Source organism: Bradyrhizobium sp. 142 (assembly GCF_023074015.1).
Lineage (GTDB): Bacteria > Pseudomonadota > Alphaproteobacteria > Rhizobiales > Xanthobacteraceae > Bradyrhizobium.
The window spans coordinates 37783-50021 of sequence record NZ_JADPKQ010000036.1 but is presented as its reverse complement, the minus strand read 5'-3'; the positions used below and the strand labels follow the sequence as shown (position 1 = coordinate 50021).

Sequence of the window (12239 nt, the reverse complement as noted above, 5' to 3'; positions counted from 1 at the left end):
GCGATCTACCCCATCGAATGGGGGCTTGCGCGAAAGTATTTTAGGCTTAAAATAGTTTCGTGGCCGGTTGAATTGGCGAGGCTCCCATGAAAGTCGCGATCATCGGTGGCGGACCTGCGGGTCTGTACGCAGCGATCCTGCTCAAGAAGCAGCGCCCGGGCGCCGAAATCACGGTGTATGAGCGCAACCGCGCCGACGACACCTTCGGCTTCGGGGTGGTGTTTTCGGACGCCACGCTGGACAACTTCGAAAAACATGATCTTCCGAGCTATCGGCGCATCACCCAGGAATTCGCCTATTGGGACGACATCGCCGTGCATTTTCGCGGCACGGTGCATCGGGTCGGCGGCAACGGTTTCTGCGGCTGCTCAAGGCAGAAACTGCTCCTGATCCTTCAGGAGCGGGGGCGCGAGCTCGGCGTCAAATTGCTTTTCGAAGTGGATATCGAAGACGATGCCCGCTTCGTCGACGCCGATCTGATCCTGCTTGCCGACGGCATCAATAGCCGCTTCCGCGAAAAATATGTCGACCACTTCCAGCCGGAAGTCGACGTCCGCACCAACATGTTCGCCTGGATGGGCTCGACCAAGCCGCTCGATGCGTTCACCTTTATCTTCCAGGAGACGGAGTGGGGGCCTTTCATCGCCCACGCCTATCAATACGAAGCCGGGCGCTCGACCTGGATCTTCGAGACCGATCCGAAGACGTTCGAGCGGGCTGGATTGACCGGGCTGAACGAGATCCAATCCGCGGCGCGGATGTCCGATATCTTCGGCTGGTTCCTGGACGGGCACCAACTGCTGACCAACCGCTCGATGTGGCGCAATTTCCCGATGATCCGCAGCAAGCGCTGGGTCAAGGGCAACATGGTGCTGCTTGGCGACGCCAAGGCGAGCGCGCATTTCTCGATCGGCTCGGGCACCAAGCTTGCGATGGAAGACGCCATTGCGCTGGCCGAAGCGATGCAGAATGCGTCCAGTATCGAGGCTGCGTTGGAGGTCTACGAGCATGGCCGCCGTGAGGAAGTCGAGAAGACGCAGCACGCTGCCGATGTCTCGCTGGTCTGGTTCGAGCACGTCGATCGCTTCTGGGAGTTTGATCCCGTGCAGTTCGCGTTCGGCGTGATGACGCGGTCGAAGGCGATCACCTACGACAATCTGAAGCTACGCGCTCCGGATTTCGTTGCCGAAGTTGAGAAGTCGTTTGCCAAGCAGGTTCGCGAAGGCGGCTTTGATGTCGATACCAACAAGCCAATGGTACCGCTGTTTCAGCCATTCCGCTTGCGCGAGATGGAGATCGCCAATCGCGCGGTGGTATCGCCGATGTGCATGTATTCGGCAAAGGAAGGCGTGCCGACCGACTTTCATCTGGTGCATTATGGCTCGCGCGCCATCGGTGGCGCCGGCCTGATCTTCACCGAGATGACCTGCATCAGCCGCGACGCCCGGATCACGCCGGGCTGCGCAGGCCTTTGGAACGACGAGCAGGAGGCGTCTTGGCGGCGCATCGTGGATTTCGTCCACGCCAACTCGGCCACAAAGATCTGCCTGCAACTCGGGCACGCCGGCCGCAAGGGCGCGACCAAGCTGATGTGGGACGGCATGGACCGGCCGCTGGACGAGGGCGGCTGGGACGTGTTCTCGGCATCGCCGCTGCCCTATTTTCCCGACAGCCAGGTGCCGCGCGAGCTCGATCGCGCCGGCATGAACGCGGTGAGAGATGCATTCGTTGCGGCGGCCGAGCGCGGCGAGCGCTGCGGCTTCGATATGCTCGAATTGCACTGCGCCCACGGCTATCTGCTCGCAAGCTTCGTCTCGCCGCTGACGAATACCCGGACGGACGAATACGGCGGCTCGCTGGCGAACCGGTTGCGCTTTCCGCTTGAGGTCTTTGAGGCGTTGCGGGCGGTGTGGCCGTCGCACAAGCCGATGTCGGTACGTATTTCCGCAACCGACTGGGCTGATGGCGGCATCGACGGTGACGACGCCGTCGCCATCGCGCGCGCCTTTGCTGAAGCCGGTGTCGATCTCGTCGACGTCTCGACCGGGCAGACCGTGCGCGATGCGCAACCGATCTATGGGCGTATGTTCCAGACGCCGTTTTCCGACCAGGTCCGGAACGAGGCGCGCGTCGCCACCATGTGCGTCGGCAACATCACGACCGCGGACCAGGCCAATACGATTTTGGCCGCCGGCCGGGCGGATCTCGTTGCGCTGGGGCGGCCGCATCTGGTTGACCCCTTCTTCACCATGAAGGCGGCGGCCTGGTACGGGGCGGACGGGGTGTTCTGCCCGCCGCAATATCTGCCTGGAAAAGAGCAAATTTTCCGCAACAGCGAGCGCGACCGGCAGGATCTCGAAGAGCTGAGAATTAAGGCTAAGCCCAAGACCCGGGCCGAGCTCAAGGCGGAGGCGACAAAGCCGCTTGCGGCGGAGTGACCGCCCGTGCGACGTTAACCCCATTGCCTGCGTGTATTGTGTGGAGTTAGGGCGATGAAGGCGATTGTCGTCGGTGGCGGTATTGGTGGTCTCACCACGGCATTGATGCTGCGCTCGCGCGGCATTGGCTGCGAGATTTTCGAGCAGGCCGATACCATCCGCGAACTCGGCGTCGGCATCAACACGCTTCCGCACGCCATGCGCGAGCTCGCAGGCCTCGGCCTGTTGCAGAAGCTCGACGATGTCGCAATCCGGACCGATCAGCTCTATTACCTCAACCGCCACGGCCAGGAAGTCTGGCGGGAAGCCCGCGGCATCGACGCCGGCCACGACGTTCCGCAATTTTCGATTCATCGCGGCCGGCTTCAGCGCGTCATTCATCGCGCTGTCGAGGAGCGGCTCGGGCCAGAGGCGATTCACACCGGCTGCCGGCTTGGCGCCTTCACGCAGGACGAAGGCGGCGTGACGGCCTATTTCTTCGATCGTACGGGCGCGCACATTCACACCGCGCGCGGCGATATCTTGATCGGCGCTGACGGCATCCACTCGCGCGTCCGCGAGACGCTGTTCCCGAACGAGGGGCCGCCTTGCTGGAACGGGCTGATGTTGTGGCGCGGGGCGCGCGACTGGCCGCTGTTCCTGACCGGAAAATCAATGATCGTGGCCGGTGGGCTCAATGCCAAGGTGGTGATCTATCCGATTGCCGAGGGATCGAGCCCCGCGAGCCGCCTCACCAATTGGGCGGTACTGGTGAAAGTAGGCGAGGGCAATGCGCCGCCGCCGCGGAAAGAGGACTGGTCGCGGCCGGGCCGGCGCGAAGACCTGATGCCGCATGTCGCGCGCTTCTGCGTGCCTTACATCGACGTGAGGAGCCTGATCTCGGCGACGCCCGAATTCTACGAATATCCGACTTGCGACCGCGATCCCCTGCCTTATTGGTCGTCCGGCCGCGTCACGCTGCTTGGCGATGCCGCACATCCGATGTATCCGGTCGGCTCGAACGGCGCATCGCAAGCGATCCTCGATGCGCGCTGCCTCGCGGACGTGCTGGTGCGCGCCGAGCATCCGCGCCAGGCGTTACTGGAATACGAGAAGAAGCGCCTGCCGATGACTGCGGATATCGTCCGCTCCAATCGTCGCGGCGGCCCCGAGGGCGTCATCGACGCGGTCGAGCAACTTGCGCCTGACGGCTTCGACAATGTCGACAACGTGCTGAGCTATTCCCAGCGCGAGGCGATCGTGCGCGGTTATGCCACCAAGGCCGGCTTCGCCGCAGTGCCGGGCCTTGCGGCAGTGCGCGCTTAACGCCGGCGCTAGCCGGCGGGAGGCGGCGGCAGGAAGTGGATGTTGAACTCGGCGGCCATCGCCACCACGTCCTCCGGCTTCTGTTCCTTCATGTTGTGAAGGCCCCAGAACAGGTCGAAGAGCTTGCGGGTCGGCGAGACCCAGAACAGCACCTTGGCGGTCTGCTCCGACTTATTGAAGATGCCATGCGGCACGCCCATCCCGAGACGGATCAGGTCGCCGGCGGTCGCCTGTGACTCCGAATTGCCGAGCACAAAATCGAGCTTGCCCTCGAGCATATAGAGATATTCGTCCTGGTCGGGATGAATGTGCGGCGGCACGAATGTGCCCGGCGGCAATGTCGCGTGCCAGGAGAAGCTGTGCTCGGTATTGCTCTTTGGCACATAGGTTTGGCCGAGGATGTTCCAGGAAATGCCCTGGATGCCCTCATTGGCCCGCGTGATGCCGGTGATTTCGCTTTTCATTGATGTCCTCCCGTAGCTTGACGCGCGGCCTTAGTTCGCCGCCTTGCAGTCCTTGGCATAGCGGTCGCCGTAGTTCTCAAAGACCTTCTGGACGATCTCGGTCTGAAACCTTCCGTCCGGACGCTTGGCGACCTTGGTGAGGTAAAAGTCCTGAATCGGATAGCCGTTGGCGTTGAACTTGAAGGAGCCGCGCAGCGACGTGAAATCGGCCTTCTTCAACGCGGCTCCAACAGCGTCCTTGTTGGAGAGATCGCCCTTCACCGCCTTGACGGCGCTGTCGATCAGAAGCGCGGCATCGTACGCCTGGAAGGCGTAGGTGCCGGGCACGCCGTTATAGGCGGCCTCATAGGCGGCGACGAACTTCTTGTTCTGGGGGTTGTCGAGATTGGGCGCCCAGTTCGCGCCGCCGAACATGCCGACCGCGGCATCTTGCTGCGCCGGCAGGGTCGATTCATCGACGGTGAAAGCCGAGAGCACCGGAATGCTGTCCGCAAGGCCGGCCTGCCGGTACTGCTTGACGAGGTTGACGCCGAGACCACCCGGCATGAACGTGAAGAGCGCATCGGGCTTTTGCGACGAGATCTTGGAAAGCTCCGGCTGGAAATCCAGCGTGTTCAGCGGCATGTAGGATTCTTCGACGATCTCGCCCTTGTAGTCGAGTTTGAAGCCCGCGACCGAGTCCTTGCCGGCCTGATAGTTCGGCACCATCAGATACATCCGCTTGTAGCCCCGATCCTGCGCCACCTTGCCGAGGATCTCGTGGACCTGATCGTTCTGGTACGACGTCACATAAAAGAACGGGTTGCAGTCCTTGCCGGCAAAGGTTGACGGACCGGCATTGGGGCTGATCAGAAAGGTCTTCGATTCCGTGACGGGCCGGTGGATTGCCTGGAGAATATTGGAAAAGATCGGGCCGACGACGAAGTCGACCTTGTCGCGCTCCAGCAGACCCTTGACCTTGGTCACCGCAGCGTCCGGCTTGAGCTCGTCGTCGACCACGACGACCTCGACATCCCGGCCGCCCATCTTGCCGCCGAGATCCTTCACCGCGAGCGCAAAGCCGTCGCGGACCTGTTGGCCAAGCGCGGCGGCGGGTCCCGACAGGGTCACGATCACACCCAGCTTGATCTTCTCTTGCGCGAGGACAGGGGTCACCGCGGTGCCGAGCAGCAAAGCGGCCGTGGCCAAGGTCAATTGCGTCTTCATGATCTGTCCCCGTGACTGTCGGGCTTGCGTCCCAAGCCGTGTAATCTGATCCGAGCTTATGCCGATGATGGCTTCCGCAGCAAGCAAGGCCGCGCGCGCGCCATCGCGGGCAGCTTTCATGCAAGCTGCGGGCCAATTATTTGAAGCCTAAAAGAAATTGGCTGCGGTCGATTGTTGCAGCTTTGGACTTGCGGCGACCGCCAATTTATTTGAAGCTCAAAATGTTAGGGAATCCGTGCCGGCGCCAATGCCAGCCGCCAGTGACTGCACCCAGATGCTTGATTCCGAGACCAAGGCCGTTGAAACCCCGGAGGACCATGCCGAAGAGCTGCGGCTGTGGCTGCGCCTCCTGACCTGCACGACCCTGATCGAAGGCGAAGTCCGAGGCCGGTTGCGGCAGCGGTTCGACGTCACGTTGCCCCGTTTCGATTTGATGGCGCAACTCGACAAGGCGCCTGACGGCATGACCCTCTCCGATGTCTCCAAGCGCATGATGGTGTCCAACGGCAACGTCACCGGCCTTGTCGAGCGGCTTGTGGAATCCGGCCATCTCGATCGTCGCACGTCGGACACCGACCGTCGGGTTCAGGTGATCCGGCTCACCAAGCTTGGTCGGGCTGAGTTTCGCAGGATGGCTGCGGAACACGAGACCTGGATCGCGGATCTCTTCGCTGATCTGTCTCCGAAGGATGTGCGCGAGCTGATGCGGCTCTTAGCCAAGACCAAGGCGTCGGCGCAGAAATCGGCCGGTCGCCGCCGCTCCTAGGTCCACCGGCTCCGCCCACGATCCCCATTCGCCGCAGGAAAAAGCATGGGCTGCCCAAAATCCGCTATTGCACGAAATTGTTTTAAGCCTAAAATGTTTCTAAGTTAGTGCTGCCGGGTGCTTTCCATGCGCAAAGGAGCGTGCGATGGCCAACGCCGCCAAGGTTCAAGTCTCGGGCTCGCATGACGGCAACGCCGCGACCGCCCATGTCGATACGTTTGCGCGGCAACATCTGCCGCCGCGAGAGTTCTGGCCCGAATTCATCTTCACGCGGCCGGAGCTGCACTATCCGCAGCGATTGAACTGCGTCAGCTATTTCCTCGATCGCTGGGTCGAGCAGGGGTATGGCGATGCGCCCTGCGTCATCAGTCCCGCCGTCAGCTACAGCTATCGCGAGCTGCAAGCGCTCGTGAACCGCATCGCCAATGTGCTGGTCGGCAAGCTCGGTCTGGTGACCGGCGGCCGCGTGCTGCTGCGCTCGGCCAACAATCCGATGATGGTTGCCACCTATCTCGCGGTGATCAAGGCCGGCGGCATCGTCGTCGCCACCATGCCGCTGCTGCGCGCCAAGGAGCTGTCCTATCCGATCCAGAAGGCCGAGATCGGGCTCGCGCTCTGTGATGGCAAGCTTTCCGACGAGATGGAAAAGACCAAAGCGGTCGCGCCCGCTCTCAAACGGGTCGTGTATTGGGGCAACGGCGCGGCGGGCTCGCTCGAGGCGTTGATTGCCGACGCAAGTCCCGAGTTCACGGCGGTCGATACCGCCTCCGACGACATCTGCCTGATCGCCTTCACGTCGGGCACGACTGGCGATCCCAAGGGCACCATGCATTTTCATCGGGACATGCTGGCGGTGTGCGACGGTTATGCGCACAATATTCTGCGGGCCGAGCAGAAGGACCGCTTCGTTGGATCGGCGCCGCTTGCATTTACCTTCGGTTTCGGCGGCGTGCTGTTTCCGATGCATATCGGCGCCTCCTTCGTTGTGCTGGAGAAGACGACGCCCGACGATATCCTGACGGCGGTCGAGCAGTACAAGACCACCGTCTGCTTCACCGCGCCAACGGCGTATCGGGCCATGATCGGCAAGCTCGCAGGCCGCGACATTTCCTCGCTCCGCAAATGCGTCTCGGCGGGCGAGACGCTGCCCAAGCCGACCTTCGATGCCTGGCTCAAGGCGACCGGCATCAAGCTGATGGACGGCATCGGCGCGACCGAGATGCTGCACATCTTCATCAGCGCGACCGAAGATGAGATCCGCCCGGGGGCGACCGGCAAGCCCGTTCCGGGCTATGAGGCAAAGATCGTCGATGACGCCGGCAATGATGTGCCACCGGGCACGATGGGGCGTCTCGCGGTGCGCGGTCCGACCGGCTGCCGCTATCTTGCTGACGAACGCCAGCGCAAATACGTCCAGAACGGCTGGAACATCACCGGCGACACCTATCTGATGGATACCGACGGCTACTTCTGGTATCAGTCACGCTCCGACGACATGATCGTGTCGGCCGGGTACAATATCGCCGGCACAGATGTCGAGGCGGCACTGCTCACGCATCCGTCCGTCGTCGAGTGTGGAGTCGTCGGTGCGCCGGACGAGGCGCGCGGAATGATCGTGAAAGCCTACGTGATCCCCGCACCCGGCGTAACGCCGGATGCGCAGCTCGCGGCGGAATTGCAGGAGCATGTCAAGCGCGAGATCGCGCCTTACAAATATCCGCGCGCGATCGAGTTTGTGACGCAATTGCCGAAGACAGAGACCGGCAAGTTGAAGCGCTTTGCCCTGCGGCAACTGGCGCAAGCCGCAGCGACGTCATCGGGCGTCGCGCCAGAATGAGAAAAGGATAGAAAAGTGTCCGGGACGACGCCGAAGGGTCCGCAGCTTGCGGTGCTGCCGACCGCCGCCGAGAATGAAGCCCCTTCAACGGTGCAAGTGCTTCAGCCGTCCGGCTGGCCGATGCCGAAGGGCTATGCCAACGGCATGGCCGCGGATGGCCGCATTGTCGTGACCGGCGGGGTGATCGGCTGGGATGCCGAGGAGCGTCTGGCGGATGGCTTTGTCGGGCAGGTGGGGCAGACCCTGCGCAATATTGCGGCAATTCTCGCCGAGGCCGGCGCGCGACCCGAGCATCTCGTGCGCCTGACCTGGTACGTCGTCGACATGGACGAATACATGGCGAACCTGAAGGAGCTCGGAAAGATCTATCGGACGATCTTCGGCGCACACTATCCTGCGATGGCGCTGGTTCAGGTCGTCCGTCTCGTCGAGAAGGCAGCGCGCGTCGAAATCGAGGCCACCGCCGTCGTTCCGCGCTAAGCTGCGTTCGTCGCTCTACCCTTCGATCCTGACCGCCGATCAGCTTGCCTTGGCAAGCTCGTCCTCAGGCGAGTTCAGATAGACGCCCGACATGGTGTCGACCCAGCAAAGATGGTCGTGCACCTTTTTCACGCCAACTACGTTCTCAGCTGCAACGACCGCTGCCTGCCGGGCGCGCTCTTCGGTGATGACGCCACTGAGGTGAACGATGCCATCGCGAACGATGACGTTGAGGCCGAACGGGCACCAGTCGCTCTTCTCCATGGCGTCGATGATGCGGCTGCGAATGTGATCGTCGTCGGCCGTCGGATCCGGCACCTCGCGGGCGAGACCCGCCACCGCCTGCAATAGATTGGCGCGCGACACGATGCCGACGACCTTGTCGCCGCGGACCACCGGCAGCCGTTTCACATTGTTGCGTTCCATGAGATCGACGATCTCGGCGAGTGCGGTATCCTCGGTGATGGTCACGGGCGTGGCGGTCATCACTTCCGAGACCTTGCGACCATGCTCATGGACGAAGTCGCTCGCCGACTTGCCGGGACCGAGGATGAATCTCAGCCAACGCCCGCGTTTGCGTCCGGTGCCGATTTCGCTGCGGCGGATGAAGTCGCCTTCTGAAACGATGCCGACGAGCTTGCCCGCTTCGTCGACCACGGTGAGACCGCTGACATGCCGCTGCAGCATGATGTTCGCCGCCTCGACAATGCTGTCGTCGGAGCTAACCGAGATGACCGACCGGGTCATGATCTGGTGGGCGCGCATGGGGAACTCCGCAGGTGTGGACGGTTTCGATAGGCAAAATCTAGTGCAGGCGGCAGGGCGCGGTTTGACCCAGGTCAAGCGGGGAAGGCCGGTCGTGCCTTGTAATCGGCGTGCGAAATTGATGCAGCTCAAACGCGTACGAACCGCGTGGCCATATCCTGCTGCCGACGAAGACCAGAACCGCGCAGGAATATTGAGCCATGAGCGTCGTACCGATCGTTCCGCGGACCCAAGGGCCGGCGGCGCTGACGCCCTCCGTCCAGCGCATTGCCCCTTCTACGACAAGCACCAAAAGGCAGACCGACAATCCAGCCGCCAATCCCGAGGCTCCGCCGGAACCATATCCCCTCGACCGCGCGTTCCATGCGTTGCTGGCGCGCTTCACGGGCGGGATTTCGCCGGTGGCTCTGTCGCTTGCCTGGCTCGATTGGAGTGCGCATCTGGCCGCGGCGCCGCAGCGCCAGACGGAGATGGCACGCAACGTCCTTCGCGACACCGGCCGGTTGCTGGAAGCTGTCGCACACGCGACCTCTCCGGAGCAAAAGCCATGGTCGGTGATCCAGCCGCAGGGGCGGGATCGCCGCTTTAAGGACTCACAATGGGAGACCTCGCCGTTCAATCTACTTGCGCAGGCGTTTCTGCTCGGAGAGCGCTGGTGGCACGACGCGGCGGTCGGCGTGCGGGGTGTTTCGCGCGAGAATGAAGCCGTTGTCGAGTTCTCGGTGCGTCAGATGCTCGACATGCTGGCGCCGTCGAATTTCGCCGTGACCAATCCGGAGGTGCTGGGGAAGGCGTTCAGGAGCGGCGGAGAGAATTTTGTCTTCGGTTGGCAGAACTGGTGCAGCGACTTGCGCCTGCTCTCTGCCGCAAGGCCGGCCGGCGATGAGCAGTTCTCGTCGGCAAGACGGTTGCGGCTTCACCTGGCAAGGTCGTCTACCGTGACGAGCTGATCGAACTGATCCAGTACCAGCCGACGACCGCAAAAGTGCGGCCGGAGCCGATCCTGATCGTGCCGGCCTGGATCATGAAATACTACATCCTCGACCTGTCGCCCCAGAATTCGCTGGTCAGGTATCTTACCGGTCAGGGTTTTACTGTGTTCATGATCTCCTGGCGTAATCCGGATGCAAAGGACCGGAACGTCGCTTTCGATGACTATCGCAAGCTGGGCGTCATGGTCGCTCTGGATGCGATCGGCCGGATCATGCCCGGTCGGAAGACTCATGGGCTCGGCTATTGTCTGGGTGGCACCTTGCTGTCGATCGCCGCCGCCGCGATGGCGCGCGACGGCGACAACCGCCTCGGCACGATCACGCTCCTCGCCGCGCAGACCGACTTCACCGAGACCGGCGAGCTGACGCTTTTCATCAACGAGAGCCAGGTCTCCTTCCTCGAAGACGTCATGTGGGAGCGCGGCTATCTCGATACGACGCAGATGGCGGGCGCATTCCACTGCTGCGCTCGAACGATCTGATCTGGTCGCGGCTGTCGCACGACTATCTGATGGGGGAGTCGGCGCCGCCGAGCGACCTGATGGCCTGGAACGCCGACGCAACGCGGCTGCCCTATCGCATGCACTCCGAGTATCTACGCAAGCTGCAATGACCTGGCCGAGGGCCGCTATCGCGTCGAAGACAGGAGTATCTCCCTCTCCGACATCCACGCGCCGACTTTCGTGGTCGGCACGCTGGCCGATCACGTGGCGCCGTGGCGGTCGGTCTACAAGATCCACTATCAGGTCGACGCCGACGTGACGTTCCTGTTGACCAGCGGCGGCCACAATGCCGGTGTCGTCGCGCCGCCCGACGAGCCCGGACACAGCTATCAGGTGATGATCAAGGCCGCGGACGCGCCCTATGTCGGCCCGGACGAATGGCTGAAGCTGGCACCGCATGTTGAGGCGTCGTGGTGGCCGGAATGGACCGGATGGCTTGCGTCCCGTTCTGGCGAGTTCGGAGGTCCACCGCCGATCGGGTTTGCAGACGTTGACGGCCTGCCCGACGCGCCGGGAGACTACGTCCGTAGCTAGTCGTCTGGTTCCGAATTCGGGGCGAGGTCGGAGGAACGGAAGGGCTTGGCCTTGTCCAGTTTCCGGTAGGCCGTCGAGGCGGCTTGCAACAGCTTCTTTTCGCGCTTGCGGTCGAGGAAACGCATGCCGGCCTCGAGGCCGGCTCCGTTCAGTGATGCCGCCAGCGCTTGGCCTCGCGCGTCGTCGTTCAGCTGTCCGAGCGACCGTTGCGCCTTGCGCAGCTGCTTGAGGATGGACTTCTGCTTCGTCAGCGCTCCGTTGGTGAACAGGTCCTCCAGCGACTCGATCGAATAGGTCATTCGCTTGTTGAGAAGCCGCAGCTTGTGCCGTTTCTTGACGTTGAGCTGGCCGAGCTTCCGAGCCTTCTTCAGCAACGTCCTTTCCCATCCGGCCAGCTGCGTCGTTGCGTGGTCGGCGAGCGCGCAGCGGCGCAGCCGGATGGCCTCCTTGCTGCGCCTGGTCGACCAGGGTCCGCTCTCGATCCATGCCGAGGTCTGCTCGACCAGGCGGCGATATCGCGCCGATTGCAGCGCGCGCGCCAGCAGGCGATGACTCTCGGCGCGCTTCTCGTCCCAATGCTGGAGCTCGGCAATCACGGCGAGCTCGTCGCCGCTCTCGGCAACGACGCGTTCAATCGCCACGTCGAGGTCCCGTACCATGCCGAGCTGGCTGTTCAGCCACTTCAGTTCTCTCCAGATCTCCGGCCGCAGCGCGTCGCCGACCATCGGCGTAAAGAAGCGAATGGCCGTCCGCAGATGCGTCAGCGCGATCCTGATCTGGTGCAGCGCATCCGGATCGCCACGGCAGGTGCCGTCATGTTGGGCGAGGACGGCGTCGAGATGACGGCGAGCGATGATCCGAAAGGCGGTGTCACAGGCCATGCCGGCGCTTAGCCGGCCGGGCAGGGCATTGCGTCTCGTCGCGGGCCTGGCGCGAGCGATCGCTGTCG

Annotated in this window: 9 protein-coding genes and 1 pseudogene; 6 read left to right on the top strand and 4 right to left on the bottom strand. The window is 62.8% G+C overall.

The genetic code is table 11. From position 1 onward, the window contains the following. Positions 1-86: 86 nt before the first annotated feature. Positions 87-2438 (top strand): bifunctional salicylyl-CoA 5-hydroxylase/oxidoreductase, encoded by a 2352-nt coding sequence (locus tag IVA82_RS03605; protein ID WP_247384711.1) that lies wholly within the window; start codon positions 87-89, stop codon positions 2436-2438. A gap of 54 nt (positions 2439-2492) precedes the next feature. Further along, positions 2493-3743 carry a flavin-dependent oxidoreductase gene (locus IVA82_RS03600; protein WP_247384710.1) on the top strand — a complete coding sequence of 417 codons (1251 nt, stop codon included), beginning with the start codon at positions 2493-2495 and terminating at the stop codon, positions 3741-3743. An 8-nt stretch (positions 3744-3751) separates the two neighbouring features. Here IVA82_RS03600 and IVA82_RS03595 read toward each other — a convergent pair whose 3' ends face one another. Together IVA82_RS03595 and IVA82_RS03590 are read right to left on the bottom strand one after the other, a co-directional pair. Further along, positions 3752-4207, bottom strand: a complete 456-nt coding sequence (locus IVA82_RS03595) for a cupin domain-containing protein (RefSeq protein ID WP_247384709.1) — start codon at positions 4205-4207, stop codon at positions 3752-3754. Positions 4208-4237: 30 nt separating this feature from the next. Further along, on the bottom strand, positions 4238-5413 hold the full coding sequence (locus IVA82_RS03590) for an ABC transporter substrate-binding protein (RefSeq protein ID WP_247384707.1): 1176 nt from the start codon (positions 5411-5413) through the stop codon (positions 4238-4240). A 247-nt stretch (positions 5414-5660) separates the two neighbouring features. Here IVA82_RS03590 and IVA82_RS03585 point away from each other — a divergent pair, with 247 nt between their 5' ends. The 3 genes from IVA82_RS03585 to IVA82_RS03575 all read left to right on the top strand — a co-directional run bounded on the left by IVA82_RS03585 (position 5661) and on the right by IVA82_RS03575 (position 8496). Beyond that, complete coding sequence (locus tag IVA82_RS03585; RefSeq protein ID WP_247384706.1) at positions 5661-6179, top strand: MarR family transcriptional regulator; 519 nt, start codon at positions 5661-5663, stop codon at positions 6177-6179. A gap of 145 nt (positions 6180-6324) precedes the next feature. Then, positions 6325-8016 carry a benzoate-CoA ligase family protein gene (locus IVA82_RS03580; RefSeq protein WP_247384705.1) on the top strand — a complete coding sequence of 564 codons (1692 nt, stop codon included), beginning with the start codon at positions 6325-6327 and terminating at the stop codon, positions 8014-8016. Between the two features lie 15 nt (positions 8017-8031). Further along, on the top strand, positions 8032-8496 hold the full coding sequence (locus IVA82_RS03575; protein ID WP_187436070.1) for a RidA family protein: 465 nt from the start codon (positions 8032-8034) through the stop codon (positions 8494-8496). Positions 8497-8535: 39 nt separating this feature from the next. On the opposite strand, the gene IVA82_RS03570 is transcribed toward IVA82_RS03575, so the two are convergent. Continuing rightward, positions 8536-9261 (bottom strand): CBS domain-containing protein, encoded by a 726-nt coding sequence (locus tag IVA82_RS03570; RefSeq protein WP_247384704.1) that lies wholly within the window; start codon positions 9259-9261, stop codon positions 8536-8538. Between the two features lie 200 nt (positions 9262-9461). On the opposite strand from IVA82_RS03570, the pseudogene IVA82_RS03565 reads away from it, so the two are divergent. Next, positions 9462-11290: pseudogene (locus IVA82_RS03565) on the top strand (alpha/beta fold hydrolase). Here IVA82_RS03565 and IVA82_RS03560 read toward each other — a convergent pair. After that, positions 11287-12171 (bottom strand): CHAD domain-containing protein, encoded by an 885-nt coding sequence (locus IVA82_RS03560; protein ID WP_247384703.1) that lies wholly within the window; start codon positions 12169-12171, stop codon positions 11287-11289. The pseudogene IVA82_RS03565 and the gene IVA82_RS03560 sit on opposite strands and share 4 nt — an antisense overlap. Positions 12172-12239 lie beyond the last annotated feature (68 nt).

What these genes read in the sequence shown, in the direction of transcription:
- IVA82_RS03605 (WP_247384711.1), top strand. Translation starts at nt 87, where the DNA reads ATGAAAGTCGCGATCATCGGTGGCGGACCTGCGGGTCTGTACGCAGCG.
- IVA82_RS03600 (WP_247384710.1), top strand. Translation starts at nt 2,493, where the DNA reads ATGAAGGCGATTGTCGTCGGTGGCGGTATTGGTGGTCTCACCACGGCA.
- IVA82_RS03595 (WP_247384709.1), bottom strand. Translation starts at nt 4,207, where the DNA reads ATGAAAAGCGAAATCACCGGCATCACGCGGGCCAATGAGGGCATCCAG.
- IVA82_RS03590 (WP_247384707.1), bottom strand. Translation starts at nt 5,413, where the DNA reads ATGAAGACGCAATTGACCTTGGCCACGGCCGCTTTGCTGCTCGGCACC.
- IVA82_RS03585 (WP_247384706.1), top strand. Translation starts at nt 5,661, where the DNA reads ATGCCAGCCGCCAGTGACTGCACCCAGATGCTTGATTCCGAGACCAAG.
- IVA82_RS03580 (WP_247384705.1), top strand. Translation starts at nt 6,325, where the DNA reads ATGGCCAACGCCGCCAAGGTTCAAGTCTCGGGCTCGCATGACGGCAAC.
- IVA82_RS03570 (WP_247384704.1), bottom strand. Translation starts at nt 9,261, where the DNA reads ATGCGCGCCCACCAGATCATGACCCGGTCGGTCATCTCGGTTAGCTCC.
- IVA82_RS03560 (WP_247384703.1), bottom strand. Translation starts at nt 12,171, where the DNA reads ATGGCCTGTGACACCGCCTTTCGGATCATCGCTCGCCGTCATCTCGAC.